The following is a 16,431-nucleotide window of genomic DNA, read 5'->3' on the forward strand; positions in this document are numbered from 1 at the left end:
GGTTCGCCGGGCTGTGTCATTTAGGGAGCATCCATGCAGACCAGCAAGACCCGCAGCAGTTTTTTGCGCCGCCTGTACCTCGCCTGGCTGATCGACAGCGGCCAGGCCACCAGCATTCCCGCACTGATGGCCGTCACGGGCATGCCCCGCCGCACCGCCCAGGACACCCTGGCGGCCCTTGCCGAACTGGATATCGACTGCCGTTTCGCTCAGGCCGACGGTGCCCGCAACAACAGCGGTGATTACCGCATCCACGACTGGGGCCCGATCAATCCGCGCTGGGTGGCCGAGCACCTGGGCAGCATCAAGGCCACCCTGGGCTATCCCTGATGACGGGTAACAGCCCACTGCTGGCCGTACTCGGCCTGCTGCTGATCACCGTCATACTGTTTATCCGCAACAAACCGCGCATGGACGCCGTCGCCCTGCTGGTGCTGCTGGTATTGCCACTCAGCGGCCTGCTCGACCTGCCCAGCACCCTGGCCGGCTTCAGCGACCCCAACGTCTTGCTGATTGCCGCGCTGTTCGTTATCGGCGATGGCCTGGTGCGCACCGGTATCGCCTATCGCCTCGGCGACTGGCTGGTGGCCCGCGCCGGCAATAGCGAGGTACGCCTGTTGGTCTTGCTGATGCTGGCGGTGGCGGGCCTCGGCTCGGTGATGAGTTCGACCGGCGTGGTGGCCATTTTCATTCCCGTGGTACTGGGCGTGGCCAACCGCCTGCAGATTGCCCCGGCCCGGCTGATGATGCCGCTGGCCTTTGCCGGCCTGATCAGCGGCATGCTCAGCCTGGTCGCCACCCCGGTCAACCTGGTGGTGCAGGGCGAACTGCGCCGCGCCGGACTGGAGGGCTTCGGCTTCTTCAGCATTACTCCGCTGGGCCTGGCCGTGCTGGCCCTGGGCATTGTCTACATGCTGCTATGCCGTCGTTTCCTCGCCGCGGGCAACCCCGCGCAACGCCAGCCGGAAGGCCGCCTGACACATAGCGCGCTGGCCCGTCGCTACCTGCTCGACCAGCGCGAGCGGCGCCTGCAGGTACGTGCCGACTCGCCGCTGGTGCGCCAGGCACTCAACGAACTGGAACTACGCCAGCACTACGGCATCAACGTGATCGCCGTGGAACGCCAGCAGCGTTTTCGCACCCTGCTGCTGGTCGCCCATGGCAACACCCTGCTGGAACCCGGCGACGTACTGCTGGTGGACATCGCCAGCCCGGCCATCGGCCTGCTCGACAGCTATGCCCAGCTGGGCCTGCAGCCACTGCCACTGGAACACGCCTACTACAGCCTGCATGCCCATGAGCTGGGCCTGGCTGAAGTCGCCTTGCCGCCGGAGTCGCAACTACCCGGCAAAACCATCCAGGAGCTGGGCTTCCGCTCGCGCCACCAGCTCAACGTGGTCGGGCTGCGCCGCCACGGTCAGCCGCTGCAGGGCGTGCTGGTCGATGAACGCCTCAAGCCCAGCGACACCCTGCTGGTCACCGGTAGCTGGAAGGCTATTCATCGCCTGCAACAACAGAGCCGCGATTTCCTCGTGCTCAGCCTGCCGGCAGAAGTCGACGAGGTGGCACCGGCGGCGCGCAAGGCACCTTACGCCCTGCTCAGCCTGGCGGTGATGGTGGCCCTGATGGTCAGCGGCCTGGTGCCCAACGTGCTCGCCGCACTGATCGGCTGCCTGCTGATGGGCGCTTTTCGCTGCATTGACTTGGACAGCGCCTACCGCGCCATTCACTGGCCGACGCTGATCCTCATCATCGGCATGCTGCCCTTCGCCCAGGCCCTGCAACAGACCGGCGGCATCGACCTCGCCGTACAGGCGCTGGTCGGCCTGTTCGGCAGTGCCAGCCCGCCGCTGATCCTCGCCTGCCTGTTCCTGCTCACCGCGACAATTGGCCTGTTCATTTCCAACACCGCCACCGCCGTGCTCATGGCCCCGGTGGCCATTGCCTGTGCCCAGGCCCTGCAGGCCTCGCCGCTGCCCTTCGCGATGACCGTGTGCCTGGCTGCCTCGGCGGCGTTCATGACGCCCATTTCCTCGCCGGTCAACACCCTGGTAGTGGGGCCCGGGCAGTACCGCTTCGCCGACTTCGTACGCCTGGGCGTACCTTTCACCCTGCTGGTCATGCTGCTCTGCGTACTGCTGGTGCCCTGGTTGCTGCCCTTCTGAACAAGAAAACGCGCCAGCCAGGCCCAGCTATGGGAAAATCCCCCGCCTGAAATTCCGGATACTCGCCGCGTATGCCCCCTCGTCAACCGCCCAGCCCGCCGCCCTCCCGCCGCTCTCCCGAGGGCAAAGGGCAGCTGCACCCCCGCAACCGCCACCAGGGCCGCTACGACTTCCCCGCCCTGCTGCAGGCCCATCCTGCGCTGGCCCGTTTCGTCATCCGCAACCCCTATGGCAAGCCAAGCATCGACTTCGCCGACCCGGCCGCCGTGCGTACCTTCAACCGCGCCCTGCTCGCCCAGCTCTACGGCCTGCACCACTGGGACATTCCCGAAGGCTACCTGTGCCCGCCAGTACCAGGGCGTGCCGACTACCTGCATGGCCTGGCCGACGTACTCGCAACCAGCAGCGCCGGCATCATCCCGCGTGGCGAGCAGGTCCGGGTGCTGGACATCGGCACCGGGGCCAACTGCATCTACCCACTGCTCGGGCATATCGACTATGGCTGGCAGTTCGTCGGCAGCGATATCGACCCCCAGGCGCTGGCAGCCGCCCAACGCAACCTGGTGGCCAACGGCCTCGACCAGGCCATCGAGCTGCGTCTGCAAAGCCAGCGCACCCAGATCTTCCGGGGGCTGCTGCGTGCCGATGAGCGTTTCCACCTGACCCTGTGCAACCCCCCCTTCCATGCCAGTGCCAGCGAAGCGCACAGCGGCAGCCGGCGCAAATGGCGCAACCTTGGCAAGCTCGACCCCAGCCGGCAGCTGCCCGCCCTCAACTTCGGCGGACAACATAACGAACTCTGGTGCCCCGGCGGCGAGTTGGCCTTCATCCAACAGATGATCGAAGAAAGCCGTGAGCATGCCGCGCAAGTGCTGTGGTTCAGTTGCCTGGTTTCCAAGGCCGGCAACCTGCCGATGCTGCACGCGCGCCTGCGCCAGGTCGGCGCACGGCAGATTCGCCAGGTCGATATGGCACAGGGGCAGAAGCAAAGCCGCTTCCTCGCCTGGAGCTTTCTCGACAACGATCAGCAGGCCGCCTGGCGCCGCGTGTAAGTGACAGGCGAAGCAGCGTGCGGCCTGCTAAACCTTCACACAGGTTCATCCGTAGTTGCCTGGGAGTTGCATGCCACGTCGTTTCCTCTTCTGTCTGCTGCTGACTTGCAGCCTGACCCTGCCAGCCCAGGAAACCCGCCAGACGCTGCACATCAGCGCCGGCGAATGGCCGCCTTACCTGTCCAGCCAGTTGCCGCAGCAAGGCGTAATGGCGCATCTGCTGCGTGACGTCCTGGCCGACGAAGGCTATCAGGTGGAGTTTCGCTTCCTGCCCTGGCCACGCGCCTATGCGGCGGCCGCCGCCGGACGCTTTGCCGCCACGGCGGTGTGGATGCACAAAAGCGAGCGCGAGCAGGGCTTCCTCTACAGCGCCCCGGTACTCGATGAGCAATTCGTGTTCTTCCACCTGCGTCAGATGCGTTTTGACTGGCAAACGTTCTCAGACTTACGCGGCTTGACCCTCGGCGGTGGCCTGGAATACAGCTACGGCCCGGCATTCGATGCCTTTCTCGAACGCGGCGAGGTGCCTATGGAGCGCGTTTCCAGCGACCAGCAGAATTTCGAGAAACTCCTCAAGGGGCGCATCCAGCTCTACCCCCAGGAACGCAACGTCGGGCTGGCCGCCTTGCGCAATCTGCCAGGCGCTGCAGCGCAGATCACCCACCACCCGCGCCCCCTGCTGGTCAACCAGAGCTACCTGCTGTTTCCGAAAAGCCTGCCCGGCAGTGAGCTGTTGCGGCAGCGCTTCGACCAGCGTCTGCAGCAATACCGCGACAGCGGGCGTTATCAACGCTATTTCGATGACCTGGACCAAGGCAAATACAGTGCGCCCCAGGCCACACTGAACCTGCCGTAATTGCAGAGGCCGATTGTTATGCAGGCAACCCCACTCCACGTCCCGCAACGCCTGGCACGGCGTCTCTGGCACAGCCTGCTCGGCAGTCTGGGCCTGCTCCTGCTGGCCGCTCCCCTGCAGGCCGAACAGGGCGTCAGCGCGCAAGTGATCAAGCTGGGCATGGTCAACGCGCAGAGCGGCAACGCCGCCGAGATCGGCCTGGGCATGCGCCAGGGTGCCGAAGCCTACCTGCGGCGCATCAATGCCGCCGGCGGCATACATGGCCGCCAGCTGCTGCTATTGAGCCGCGACGACGGCTATGAGCCGGTACGCACCGCGCAACACACCCGCGAGCTGATCGAACAGGCACAGGTGTTTGCCCTGTTCGGCTACGTCGGCACCCCCACCTCGCGGGCCGCCGTGCCTATCGCCGAAGCCCACCAGGTGCCCTACCTGTTCCCATTCAGTGGCGCACAGTTCCTGCGCACCCCGCTACGTCCTGGCGTATTCAACCTGCGCGCAGCCTACTTTGACGAAACAGCCGCACTCGCCAAGCACCTACAGCAAGACCTGCAGGCACAACGCATCGGCCTGCTGATGCAGGACGACTCCTTTGGTGAAACCGTGAAAAGCGGCCTGGTCGCCGCACTGCAAGGACAGCAGCAAGGCCTTGCCGTGGAAGCGCGTATTCGTCGCAATGCGCTGGACGGTATCGAACCGGCCATCAGGCAACTGGCCCAGGGACAGCCGGACGCCATCGTCTTCATCGGCACCTACCGACAGCTGGCCAAGGCAATCGCCAGTGCGCGTGCGCAGCGCCTGCAAGCCCCCTTCCTGACGGTTTCCTTCGTGGGTACCGAACCGTTCATCGAACACGCCGGGGCGCTGGCCGAAGGGGTGTATATCAGCCAGGTGATGCCCTCGCCCTACGACACCCGCCTGCCGCTGGTGCGCCGCTACCAGCGCGACATGGGCGACAGCGCCCCAGGCTATGCGTCGCTGGAAGGCTACCTGGCCGCCCAGGTGCTGGTAGAAGCCCTGCGCCGCAGCGGCCCACAGCTGCAGCGCCAACGTTTCATCCGCGAACTCAGCTCGCTACATAAGGACTTTGGCGGTTTTACCGTGAGCTTCGCAGCAGACAGCCACCAGGCCTCCAGCACCGTCTACCTCACGCGAGTCAGCCAGGGGCGCGCCCTGCCGCTGCCCTAAGCAAGCGGCAATAGCCGCGACAGGCGCCGCCACAGCCAACGCCCCGTACCCAGGCCACTGCCCAACGCCGCCGCCAACAAGGCCACGCACAGCGCCAGCAAGCCCAGACCCAGCGGCACCGCCAGATACATCAGGTAATAGCCATTGGCCGTATCCAGCCCCCACTGCTCGCCCAGCCAGCCCAGGCCCCACAGGCACAGCCCGCTCAGCAGCAACAGGCAGGCCAGCCCCACCAGCACCCCGGCCAGCAGACACAACAAGCCGGCCGCCGCACGCCACACAACCTGTCTACGACGTGTCACGGGCCTCTACTCCGCAGGGGCCAGGGTAATCTGCCGCAGGACCAGATCACGCGTACTGAACCAGGGCGCATCGCTGGCCACCAACTGATCCGTGCTCGCCACATGCCCCAGCACATGGGGCAGCGCCACACGCGTCCAGCTCATCCCGCCATCCAGCGACAGGTAGTCGCCACCACCGGAAATACTCGCTGCCTGACGCCGCCAGGGCTGCAGCCAGCGCGGCACCTGATGGGAGGCACTCATGCCGAGCACGATGGCCCGTTTGCCCACCTGCAGCGAAGCCACCACATTGTGCGCCGGCAAGTCGGCAAAGGGCCGCGGCAACGCACTCAAGGTGCGCCAATCCAGGCCACTGGCCGTCAACTCGACCAGTTGCGCTTCGCCCATCAGGCTGCTTTCCCCGAGAATCGCCAGACGACGACCCTCAGCCTGTGCCAGACGTTCGATAAACACCCCCTCATAACGGCGCAGCGCCTGCACCTGCCAACGACCATCCTGGCGCTGCACAGGCAATGCACTGCTCAGCGCCACCACCCCCCGGATGTATGGCTCGTCGGGATAGCTGTAGGGAAACCGCTGGCTGACCCAGGCCACGGCACGATCGTTCGCCAAGGGCACCGTGTACAGGCGGATATCGTCATAGCCGGCGCTAGCCAGCTGCGCTCCGGCAGGCAAACGGCTGCGCGCGTATGCCTCGTCAACGAACAACTCTTCTGGCAAGGCCAGCTGCTCCACCGTTTCTCCCGCATCCGGCGAGTAATACAGCGGCACACTGAAGGCTTCCGGTTGCTCGCCGCCCATCTCGGCCATCAGCTCGGCCGTGGCGTGGCGCATGCTCATCGACATGGCATCGCCCCATTGCCAGAGCGCCTGGCCAACCTGCTGCGGTGCCAGGTCCAGGGCAAATGCGCTCACACCGGGAAACAGCCCAGGCTCCAGCCAATGCCAGGTACGCCCCTGGTCAACCGAGCGGAAGATCACCGTCTGCTCAACAGAGCTGTTCGCCGGACGCGGCAGGTCAGTCAGCAGCCACAAGGTGTCATCCGCCGTGCTGGCCAGCAGGCACGCCGTGGCCGGCACACTGGCCAACAGACGGAATACCCCCTGCTCATCCAGGCGGGAGACAAAGCTGCGCGCGCGACGCGCGGCAAAGGCAGCCGTGTTCTGCGGCGGCTGCGGCAGCAGGCTCTCCAGCGCCAACGGCGGCGCTTCGTCATGCGGCAAATCGATCGCATAGCCCGCATCATTCTGGCTAGCCACCAACCAGGTGCCGTGCCGCGTATGCTGCACCCCCTGACAGTCGAACTCGCGGGCCATCTGCTCGGCAAACAGCAGCCGACCGAGTGGCTGGCTGGGCAGCGACGCCCCCTCCAGCACGCCCACGCCACGCAGCAGTGGCAGCAGGTAGCCGAGCACCAGCGCCAGCAGCGCCATGCCCACGAGCCCTGCAACGCCACCTGTCACACTCAGCCAGGGCCTGGCTGTTGATCCTCGCTTCATCGGACGCCCGCTCCCTCAGTCATCCCGCCTGGCAGGGCCAGGTTCAGTCCATAGCCATGCCCATCAGCAGGAGCAGGCCGGTCCCCAGCAGTACCAGCACGGAAAATACCGTACCGAGGACCGCGAATACCTTCTTGCGCTGCGCCTGGAACAGCCCGCCCACTCCCAATCCAAAAGCCACCAGGGTCAGCCCCATGAAGGTAAACAGCAGCAGGCCGATCAGCAGCGCCTCGGCCGACTCCTCATCAATACCGCCCGGCGTGGACAGTTCCATGAAGCCCGCCGCCATGACCAGGATGAAGATCAGCACAGCCGCAGCGATACTGCTGGCAAACGACGCGATACCCAATCCCGAGTGTTTCAGTTCTTGCATGGCCTTTTCCTTGGTTGAATGAGCCGCTTGTGCCGGCACTTCCGGCGTATCCATGCGCGCCACCGCCAACAGGCCATAACCTCCCAGCGTCAACACACACTCCTCTACCCACACCCGCTCACCGGGCTGAAACTCCCAACGCTCGCCGGCCGGCACCTCACCCTGCAACAGGTAGTGGTCATCGCCCAGACGCTGCGCCGCGACGATACGCCATTGCTCGCAGGGCAGCCCCAGCAGCCGTACATACACATCCTCGGCACTCGCCAGCGTCATGCGTTTCTCCTGCCAGGGCTGCGCCCCAGGGTAGTGGGCATTTCGCCAGCGGCGCGGATATATACCCGAGTGCCGGCCAACGGTCGAGCCAGCCCGAGCAGCCTGTGAAACAGCACACAACAGCCCGCACTAGCCATCCGCCTGCAGCAGCGCATGCAGCGCCGTGAACGGCAGCAGCAACGTGTCGAGCAGCAGGCTGGGCAGGAAATCCACCACGCTCAGGGGCGCCAATGCCTTGTCGTAGGCACAACCATGATTGTCAGGAACCCCTGACTCACAGGACGCCTGACTGATAATGCTGCTGTTGAGCCGCGTACCGGCATACATCAGGTGCCCATCGGGCGCGACACCCGACGCAGTGGTCAGGGTCGTTGCACAACCGTTCAATAGCGCTACCAGTCCCACCAGCCTGAGCATCCCACCTATCCTGCGCATAGCGCTTCTCCATAGCAGCCATCTTCCTCCACACCAGCCCGCCGGGCATTGCCAGACGGCGCCCTCGCCGGAGCGCATGCGGCCAGCCTCCACAGCACCCGGCCAGACGATTATTGCAACAAAACCAGACGAATAATCCGTGCGCAGTGTGGCATGCTGGCCGGCAGTCGCTCCAGGCAGCCTCCCCGCAAGGTGACAGCGTCCGTTCAGCCCCGCGCAAGCTGCATAGCCTTTTGCAACAGAAGCCCTCCCGCATGATTAAGCAAAACCTGATCAAAGCCCTCATTGGACTCATGCTGTTTATCGTTGCCATGGGCCTGCTGGGTATGGCGCTGGAAGAAGAGCTGGTGGTCATCACCACCTGGATTGTCGAGCGCATCGGCTTTGCCGGGCTGGCGGCGATCCTCATGGTGACCGACACCCTGGTTACGCCGTTTCCGCCAGACATCCTCCTGGTGGTGATCGCCAACAGCCCGCTGGCGGAGCACTGGCCTGTCTATGTGGGCATTCTGGGCGGGATTTCCGTACTGGCCGGGATGACCGGCTACGGCATTGGCCGCTGGCTCGGACATTTTGCCTGGGCGCAGCGCCTGTTCGGACGCTTCAAGGAAGAACACCATGCGTTCATTCGCAAATATGGCTTCTGGGCCATCGTCATTGGGGCGGTAACGCCCCTGCCCTACTCCGTCACCTGCTGGACAGCCGGCGTACTCAACCTGCGCTGGAGCGTCGTCCTGGCCGCCTCCCTGCTCTTCCGCATTCCGCGCCTGTACCTGTTCTACTGGCTGCTCTCCAGCACCGGCAAGCTCTTCTCGGTCGCCTGAACGGTGCCGCACAGCCCGCACGGCAATCGCTGTACTTAACGTCGGCCAGTCAACGCATCGGCCAGGGCAGCCTCCACAAGACGCACCCGGTTGCGCCCTTGCTCCTTGGCCAGGTACATCGCCTGGTCGGCCCGACTCATCAGGCTGTCCTGGCTCTCGGCATGCCCCTGAAACAGCGCCACACCGATACTCGCCGTGCAACGGTGCTCGATCGGCGCCACTCCCGTCGCAGCCTGCAGCACGTAGCACTCAGCCAGACGCAGACGAATCTTCTCCGCCACGCCCAGCGCCTGCTGTGCCGCGCACTCCGCGTGTGTATCCAGCGCACGCAGCAACACCACGAATTCGTCACCACCCATGCGTGCCACCGTATCGGCTTCGCGCACACAGCCCTTCAGGCGCGCCGCCACCTCAACCAGCAACAGGTCACCGGCGCCATGCCCATGGGTATCGTTGAGGGGCTTGAAGTTATCCAGATCCAGATACAGCAATGCGCCAAAGTGACCGCTGCGCTTGCTGGCCCCCATTGCCTGGTCGAGATGCTCCAGCAACAAGCGCCGGTTGGCCAACTGGGTCAGCGTGTCATGGAAGGCCAGCTGGCGGATCTGCGCCTCCAGGCGCTTGCGCTCGGTGATATTCCGGGTAATCCCGTGATAACCGACAATCACGCCCTGCTCGTTACGATCAACCTTGGCCAGCACCTCGCCCCACACCAGCCGGCCATCCTTGCAGCGCTGCTGTATCTCGAACGTACGAAACTGCGTGGAACCTGCGCCCGACTCATCCAGCAACGAGGCATTCAACACCGCGTGGACACGCGCACTGGCTTCGTCGGCCAGCAGCTCAAACACCGGCCGACCGATCACCTCGTCAGCCGGGAAACCACGCAGTCGCTCATCGGCCGGGCTGATGTAGGTAATGATGAAATGGCTGTCCATGCGCCAGTGCACATCCTCGGCATCCTCGGTGAGCATGCGGTAAAACGCCTGGCTCTCATGCAACGCGCGGGTACGCTCCACCACCAGCGCCTGCAAGGCATTGTTCTGCTCCCTGAGGCTTTGCAGCGGATAGACCTCACTGTGCTGCACACTGCGATACGGGATGGAAATACTGCTGTGGGCGATCATCCATGCCGTGCCTTCCAGGCGAAAGACCAACACCAGCCGCGCCACCTCCTGCGACAACTGCTGGCCATCCTCGGGCAGATGGATATGGAAAAAGCCGAGCGCCAGCACCAGGTCATCGGCCAGGTCTTGCAGAGCCAGGTCGAGCATCTCGATACCAATGCGCCCCGGCACCTGGGCAAAATCCTGGCGGGTGATACGCACCCACTCATCATGGTCACGCACCAGATTCTGCCCACTGCCGGCGTAGCCGGTGAAGTTCTGGCTAAAACGCCGGGTCAGCCGCTCATCGCGGGCGGCGTACATCTCGATGTACTCGTCGAACAGCTCACGGATGAGGCGCTGGCGGTCCTGCTGCATGGTGCGGATACATCCTGGTCGGGGCGATAGCAGGGGTCAGCGTCAGCAGCCCCTCGGCAAGGGTGAATAGCACGCATGATGCCGCATCGCCATGAGTGCTGCACAGCGCCGCGTCAACCCTTGGCACGGCCAGCAGACCTATCGAGTTTTACCGCGTATTACCGACACGTTCGCGCCTATCCAGCAGCTAACAGCCGTATTACCCGCCCGCACACCGCACTGCGCCGAGCCCACTCCGCAAAGCACACGGCGACGATCAGTCCTCGCCGATATCCTCGTGCCAGACCTCGGGATGGCGGCGAATGTAATCGGTCAGCAGTCGGGCGCAATCGGCAGAGTTCATGTCAATCACCTCAACGCCGCACTCGCGCAACCAGTCGATTCCTCCGGAGAAGGTCGTCGACTCCCCCACCACCACAGCACCAATGCCGAACTGGCGAATCAAGCCGCTGCAATACCAGCAGGGCGCCAGCGTGGTCACCATGATCGTGTCTTTGTAGGTACGCTGCCGACCCGCCTTCCTGAAGGCATCCGTTTCCGCATGCACGGAGGGATCACCTTCCTGCACACGCCGATTGTGGCCAGCGCCAAGCAGCACGCCATCACGGTTGAACAGTGCCGCGCCAATCGGAATGCCACCTTCCTCAAGCCCCTGGCGCGCCTCATCCAGCGCCACCTGCAACATGGCCGGATAATCAAGTGTGCTGCTCATATTGCTCCCTCCTGCAAGACCTGCCCGACGTCCCCAGCAGCGCCCAAGAACGGCATGGCTGCGCGTGACCGGGCAAAGCGTATAACTGGAAAACCGCCCACTACCCGGCTGCCCCCGGTGAGTCGCGCCAGCATGCGCAGTCGCCCCGCGCCAAGCCGCCCAGCACGCTAGAAAAACCCCACAAGGGCATTGAGGGCTACCTTGCACGGCCAAATAACCGCGATGCTCAGGACAATGTCACGCAGCATCCGCCCTTGCGGCTGCCAGCGAATGCTCAGCGCCCAGTCCTCCGACTCGCTCAGCGCATAACGCGCCAGCAAATACATGGCATAGCTGCTTTTCCAGGTGAGAACAAACCCCGCCAGCATGGCCAGCAGGTCTACCCACAGATGCTCGCCTCCGGCGCCAGACAGCCAGGCCATGCAGGCAGCCGTTAACGCCACCGTAAACACCAGGCTATAAAGCAGGGTGACACCCAGGCCACGCGCCAACGCAGCAAGCGCCGACAGGAAAGACCTGTTCCGCTTATCTCTATACATGGTGAAAAAAGCCTTCCTCACTGCGCGAACTACAAAGTGGCCAGGGCGAGCAGTCCACAACAGGCCGGATAGTCAAATGCAACCGCGCTGACGACAGGTGCAAAAGCAACGTTTTACTCACTGCTTGTGAGGAAAGTCCATATAGGTGTTAGCTATTTCCAAGCATATAAGCGCGAAGCTGCCGTTCTTCTCTCATAACAAAGAGAATGAAAACGTGTTTGTCATCTTCACGATAAATAACTCGGCAGGGTGGTGCCACCAGCTCTCTATAAACGGAGTTCGGAAGCTCTGGCGGAGTTCGCCCCGATTGGGGAAAGCTTTCTAGGCGCTTGGTTTTTTCGAAAACAGCGCTGACTAACTGACTTGCTGCTGTGAAATTATCTAGGGCAATGTACTCAGCAATGGCATCCAGCTCTTGGAGGGCGGGCTCCGTCCAGATTACTTCAGCCATTTGCTCATTTTCTCCTTGGCCTCACTGTGGCTGTACGTTCTTCCTTCAAGTACAGCGCGCTCTCCACGTGATAGTCCGTCAAGCAGTGCCAGTCGACGTTGCATGAACTCGTAATCCTCTACATCGACGAGATACGCAGAGGGTTGGCCATGCTCGGTGATCAGTACCGGCTCTTTTGAAACGTGGAGGTCTGCCAGGATTTTCGTGGCTTGGCGCTTGAGATTGGTGACGAGCTCAACTTTCATGGTGGCACCCTAGATCAGATCAAAGTGGCACTATAGTGTCACTTTTCGGACGACGCAAGCAGAGCAAAGTCTGGTCAAGGGGCGGGTTTTAGCCGCTCCCAGTGAGTGAAGCGAGCGATTTGAATGTTGTAATGGACTGCCCTCTATACCAATTAATGGCAATTGGCAAAGCACAAAACCCGCCTGACGGCGGGGGGGGGGGTAATCAGAACGGCAAGATGGTTTTCTGGTGGTTATGGTGAACAGCAGCACTGTCGGAACAGGCGAGTCCTGCAGCGGAATAAGGCCGATAACAATCATGATCCGCGTGATCGATTGAACGCTTGGCCCCCGCTGCGCGAACTACAGATTGGCCAGGGCGGAAAAGCCCACAACAGGCCCCGGATATACGAATGCAACCGCGCTGACGACAGGTGCAAAAGCAATGCTTTGCTCACTACTTGTGGGGAGAGTCCATATACAGTTGTTAGGCGCTGCTTGCACGACGTTTCTCGAATGCATTACTGCGTCAGAACATTAAATTTTATTATTTGATTTTCTGTTAATTTATAATTGGGCTCGCCGCCAAGCACGGTATGCTCCAGGCTAATTATTAGTGTTGCTGATGTGCGATACACAATGTACTGCGCGCGCGAAACTTTAAATCCCCTGACGTTATAAAATGTGCTTTCAGTTCGGACTGCGGGGACGCCTTTGAATACTCCTGTGCCGGACTGTGATGAAATTGGTCTGATCCCGGAGGCTCTCATGACTTCATTTTGTCTTCTTGAGAGCTCTTCCCCTAATTTGTTGATATCTGAAACTGTCAGGCTGTCAAATTCTTCTTTTGTTAATTCAGGAGGCCCTACCATAACCCTTGTTAGGAATGCTTCATTGCTTTCTTCTTTGTAGATTATGAAGGGTGTGGCGATGTCTTTGAGGTTAACGTCTAGCTCTACTTTTGCCTGGTTGGCAATTTCGCCTGCCTGCTTCATTAGCTCGGCAGCATGAGAGCTAGATACAATACGCCAATCTTTGGGTGCCTCTATTTCATAGAGGCCATCGAATCGATAGTTATCCGCATATGTGATTGCAGGGTATGAGATTAAAATGGCTGCTGTGATGAATAATTTTCTCAACTTCATATCCCTATCTGGAGGTTCAGGGGAGCGCTGTGTCCTTTCTTTGCAGCGTCTAACGCCCGGCACAGCGGAAGCCGTAACGGAGCGGTTTTGTGTTAATGTTTGAGCGCCAGCGAGTAACACAAAACTGCGTAGTGTAGGCTGTCCGACTGATGCCGTTTGTTAGGCTTTTGCTATAAACAGCACCAAACCAGAAGCTATGCTCGTTGTCATACTACAACTTGCTAGCGGCTTCCTTGGCAGAAGATTTAATTTCTGCATCCAGTACACTACGCAGTTCTACGTTTTCGATTCTTGCTTCACCCCAGCGTATATCTTCACCGATTTCGTCGAGACGAATTTCAAGGCCAGAGCTCTTCCATTGATGGACTCTAGAGGAATATATTTTTCCCTCGCCGGTCTGCAAAGGCTTCGTGAAACTGCGATATGCAGGGCCGTACCTTTCTGTGAATATTTCCGCCAAATTATTAAACTCATTATTGCCAAACTTAATATTGAAGATTAGAGGTTTTTCTTGAAAGGTCATTATTTCTAGCGTGTAACCAAATCCTAAATTCGGAGTGTTGTGTAGTTTATATGTCTCTTCGCTTTTTGGGAAATAACATACATGCCCTAGCTCGCTGGTTGCGTTTGCATCAGCTGCATTGAGCAATTCATGTTTCGGACATTTTTGTATCTCACCAGGAAATGGCTCATCCAGGCCAATCCCCAAAAAACTCGGTGCATCCAATGGAGAATGGACCGCGGAGACTTCTATCTGTTTATCCTGAGCGAAAGCTGGCATAAGACCACAAGAAAGCAGCGCGAGGCTCAGTAGAGGAAATTTTGCGTTTATAAACCTATTCATAATTATTTGTTCTTTATCCGAGAGTCATGTGGCGCTGAGGAAAAAAGCCTAACGTTTGGCTAAGGGGCGGGCTTTAGCCCGTCCCAGTGAGCGCAGCGAGCGATTTGAGCCACTTGTTAGAAAATCATTAGTGAATTCGCATAGTCGTGGATGTGCAGTTATCGTTGTTGACCGTGGACATCCATGGATCAAATTTTGCCATGCACTTCTCAACAATAAGTCCGCCGCGACCATCGCTGCTAATGCTAGTGACAAAAGGGCCTGCTTTGCTTGCACAGCCTGATAAAACAAAGATAGAAATAATTGCTGACATGAGAAGCTGTGTTTTTTTCATTGGTTATTCCTAGTTATGTTGTTTTTCTAACGGTTGGTTAAGGGGCCGGCTTTAGCCGGTCCCAGCGAGCGGAGCGAGCGATTTGAACCAGTTGTTAGAAAACATATGCCACGCATTTTCTAAACCCAGCCTGTATCACCTTCGAGCCTGAAGAGTTTATTTACTGCTTTAGGAGTGGTGTGTTCATCGATCACTACATCCGCCTTCCTGATCTTTGGTTGCTCTGGTATTAAAGAGAAAATGCTGGAAATACCTTTGCTTGGTTTTCTTTTCTTTAGCTTCGTTTTTCCGTTGCGCAGATATTCAATTGTTTTTTTGCGCTGCGCTGCTGCTCGCTCTTTCTCAAGGGCAAGGCGCCTCTCTGCGGCGGCAAGATCATTTTCTTTTTGCTGTTTGCGATTTCGCGCGCCTGTTGCTCTTGCTTTCTTGCCCATAAGCGTTCGTAGCGCCTCTGATGTTTTTCTAACGCCGGAGTTAAGCCGCCGCGCGTAGCGCGGTCGGCTTGAATGCTGTAATGGACTCCCCCCACACCACCCTTCTATACCAAGCATCGTGGTGGCTGAAATTGGGAGAGTCGGTATGAAACGCATTGCAGTTGATCTGGCCAAATCCGTTTACCAAGTTGCCGAGAGTTTCCGTTCCGGCCAGGTGGTGCAGCGCAAGCGGCTGAACCGAGAGGCGTTCCGGCGATATATACAGGAGCAGGCCGAACCGGTCGAGTGGGTGATGGAGGCCTGTGGCACGGCCCACTATTGGGGACGTGTAGCGCAAGCCCTGGGGCATCAGGTGAGGCTACTGCATCCGCGCTACGTGCGGCCCTATCGCCGCCGCAACAAGACCGACCGCAATGACTGCGACGCCATGCTCGAAGCAGCACGCTGCACCGATATTCATCCCGTGCCGGTGAAAAACCACGGCCAGCAACAGCTGCAACAGTTGCACGGGCTGCGGGAAACCTGGAAGAAAAGCCGCACCCAGCGGATCAACCTGCTGCGCGGTCTATTGCGTGAAGCCGGTATCGAGGCCCCCGCCTCGACCGCCGCCTTCATCCGCGCCGCCAGCGAGCTGGTTGACCAGCCCGAGCTCGCGCCCCTGAGCCGTCTGCTGCATATCGTCCTGGCCGAAATCAACCTGTATGAGCAGTGCATGGCCGAGTGCGAGCAGCAGCTCAAACGCTGGCATGCCGACGATGACATCGTACGCAAGCTGGATGAGGTCAGCGGCATTGGGCTGCTGACCGCCAGCGCCCTGACAGCCGCCGTTGGCAGGCCCGAGCGCTTTGCCAGTGGTCGCCAGCTCAGTGCCTGGCTGGGCATGACCCCGCGCGAGTTCAGCAGTGGCGAGCGCCGTAAGCTCGGCCACATCAGCCGACAGGGCAACGTCTATGTGCGTACCCTGCTAATCCATGGCTCACGGGCAGCCTTGCTGGCTGCACAACGCTGTCAGGCACGTACCCCGGAAAAGCTGACGCAGCTGCAACGCTGGGCCGTGGCAACGGCGGCGCGCATCGGCCACAACAAGGCTGCGGTAGCCCTGGCCAACAAACTGGTGCGGATCTGCTGGGCCGTGTGGTGCCATGAGCGGCGCTTCAATGGCAATTGGCAAAGCACAAAGCCCGCCTGACGGCGGGGGGTAATCAGAACGGCAAGATGGTTTTCTGGTGGTTGTGGTGAACAGCAGCACTGTCGGAACAGGCGAGTCCTGCAGCGGAATAAGGCCGATAACAATCA

19 protein-coding genes are annotated in these 16,431 nt (G+C 60.6%); 7 read left to right on the forward strand and 12 right to left on the reverse strand.

What is annotated here, in order from left to right; genetic code table 11:
• Positions 1–33 precede the first annotated feature (33 nt).
• The 5 genes from CW360_RS09250 to CW360_RS09270 all read left to right on the forward strand — a co-directional run bounded on the left by CW360_RS09250 (position 34) and on the right by CW360_RS09270 (position 5,261).
• A complete protein-coding gene (locus CW360_RS09250) occupies positions 34–330 on the forward strand; it encodes a winged helix-turn-helix domain-containing protein (protein ID WP_101193493.1) in 297 nt (98 codons plus the stop codon).
• A complete protein-coding gene (locus CW360_RS09255; RefSeq protein ID WP_101193494.1) occupies positions 330–2,165 on the forward strand; it encodes an SLC13 family permease in 1,836 nt (611 codons plus the stop codon). Before CW360_RS09250 ends, CW360_RS09255 begins: the two co-directional genes overlap by 1 nt.
• Positions 2,166–2,236: 71 nt before the next feature.
• Complete coding sequence (gene rlmF, locus CW360_RS09260; RefSeq protein WP_101193495.1) at positions 2,237–3,217, forward strand: 23S rRNA (adenine(1618)-N(6))-methyltransferase RlmF; 981 nt, start codon at positions 2,237–2,239, stop codon at positions 3,215–3,217.
• A gap of 70 nt (positions 3,218–3,287) precedes the next feature.
• Positions 3,288–4,073, forward strand: a complete 786-nt coding sequence (locus CW360_RS09265; protein WP_101193496.1) for a substrate-binding periplasmic protein — start codon at positions 3,288–3,290, stop codon at positions 4,071–4,073.
• A gap of 18 nt (positions 4,074–4,091) precedes the next feature.
• Positions 4,092–5,261: an ABC transporter substrate-binding protein gene (locus tag CW360_RS09270; protein WP_101193497.1), complete on the forward strand. Its 1,170-nt coding sequence runs from the start codon at positions 4,092–4,094 to the stop codon at positions 5,259–5,261.
• Here CW360_RS09270 and CW360_RS16780 read toward each other — a convergent pair.
• From CW360_RS16780 to CW360_RS09290, 4 genes are all read right to left on the reverse strand, one after another.
• Positions 5,258–5,563: a hypothetical protein gene (locus CW360_RS16780; protein ID WP_157825271.1), complete on the reverse strand. Its 306-nt coding sequence runs from the start codon at positions 5,561–5,563 to the stop codon at positions 5,258–5,260. The two genes, CW360_RS09270 and CW360_RS16780, sit on opposite strands and share 4 nt — an antisense overlap.
• 6 nt (positions 5,564–5,569) lie before the next feature.
• On the reverse strand, positions 5,570–6,997 hold the full coding sequence (locus CW360_RS09280) for a hypothetical protein (protein WP_101193498.1): 1,428 nt from the start codon (positions 6,995–6,997) through the stop codon (positions 5,570–5,572).
• Between the two features lie 109 nt (positions 6,998–7,106).
• Positions 7,107–7,709: a hypothetical protein gene (locus tag CW360_RS16955; protein ID WP_212633286.1), complete on the reverse strand. Its 603-nt coding sequence runs from the start codon at positions 7,707–7,709 to the stop codon at positions 7,107–7,109.
• 129 nt (positions 7,710–7,838) lie between these two features.
• Positions 7,839–8,126 (reverse strand): YceK/YidQ family lipoprotein, encoded by a 288-nt coding sequence (locus tag CW360_RS09290; protein ID WP_157825272.1) that lies wholly within the window; start codon positions 8,124–8,126, stop codon positions 7,839–7,841.
• Positions 8,127–8,398: 272 nt separating this feature from the next.
• Here CW360_RS09290 and CW360_RS09295 point away from each other — a divergent pair, with 272 nt between their 5' ends.
• Entirely contained in the window at positions 8,399–8,968 is a 570-nt protein-coding gene (locus CW360_RS09295; RefSeq protein ID WP_101193500.1) for a YqaA family protein, read from the forward strand.
• A gap of 35 nt (positions 8,969–9,003) precedes the next feature.
• On the opposite strand, the gene CW360_RS09300 is transcribed toward CW360_RS09295, so the two are convergent.
• The 8 genes from CW360_RS09300 to CW360_RS09330 form a co-directional block, all read right to left on the reverse strand.
• Positions 9,004–10,452, reverse strand: coding sequence for a diguanylate cyclase domain-containing protein (locus tag CW360_RS09300; RefSeq protein ID WP_101193501.1), 1,449 nt, complete (start codon positions 10,450–10,452; stop codon positions 9,004–9,006).
• A 256-nt stretch (positions 10,453–10,708) separates the two neighbouring features.
• Positions 10,709–11,164 carry a nucleoside deaminase gene (locus tag CW360_RS09305; protein ID WP_101193502.1) on the reverse strand — a complete coding sequence of 152 codons (456 nt, stop codon included), beginning with the start codon at positions 11,162–11,164 and terminating at the stop codon, positions 10,709–10,711.
• A gap of 167 nt (positions 11,165–11,331) precedes the next feature.
• On the reverse strand, positions 11,332–11,703 hold the full coding sequence (locus CW360_RS09310) for a hypothetical protein (protein ID WP_133063694.1): 372 nt from the start codon (positions 11,701–11,703) through the stop codon (positions 11,332–11,334).
• 148 nt (positions 11,704–11,851) lie between these two features.
• Positions 11,852–12,154 (reverse strand): type II toxin-antitoxin system RelE/ParE family toxin, encoded by a 303-nt coding sequence (locus tag CW360_RS09315; RefSeq protein ID WP_093987016.1) that lies wholly within the window; start codon positions 12,152–12,154, stop codon positions 11,852–11,854.
• Entirely contained in the window at positions 12,142–12,399 is a 258-nt protein-coding gene (locus CW360_RS09320) for a type II toxin-antitoxin system Phd/YefM family antitoxin (RefSeq protein ID WP_093987018.1), read from the reverse strand. The genes CW360_RS09315 and CW360_RS09320 overlap by 13 nt, the downstream gene beginning before the upstream one ends.
• Before the next feature lie 500 nt (positions 12,400–12,899).
• Entirely contained in the window at positions 12,900–13,517 is a 618-nt protein-coding gene (locus tag CW360_RS16785) for a hypothetical protein (protein ID WP_170307375.1), read from the reverse strand.
• 217 nt (positions 13,518–13,734) lie between these two features.
• Positions 13,735–14,304 carry a hypothetical protein gene (locus CW360_RS16790; RefSeq protein WP_157825274.1) on the reverse strand — a complete coding sequence of 190 codons (570 nt, stop codon included), beginning with the start codon at positions 14,302–14,304 and terminating at the stop codon, positions 13,735–13,737.
• Positions 14,305–14,820: 516 nt separating this feature from the next.
• The gene (locus CW360_RS09330; RefSeq protein ID WP_101193504.1) at positions 14,821–15,135 is read right to left on the reverse strand and encodes a hypothetical protein; all 315 of its coding nucleotides are present in this window, start codon (positions 15,133–15,135) and stop codon (positions 14,821–14,823) included.
• 145 nt (positions 15,136–15,280) lie between these two features.
• Here CW360_RS09330 and CW360_RS09335 point away from each other — a divergent pair, with 145 nt between their 5' ends.
• Complete coding sequence (locus tag CW360_RS09335) at positions 15,281–16,324, forward strand: IS110 family RNA-guided transposase (protein WP_101192301.1); 1,044 nt, start codon at positions 15,281–15,283, stop codon at positions 16,322–16,324.
• Positions 16,325–16,431 lie beyond the last annotated feature (107 nt).

This window comes from Pseudomonas fluvialis, from assembly GCF_002835605.1.
In the GTDB taxonomy this organism is placed as follows: domain Bacteria; phylum Pseudomonadota; class Gammaproteobacteria; order Pseudomonadales; family Pseudomonadaceae; genus Aquipseudomonas; species Aquipseudomonas fluvialis.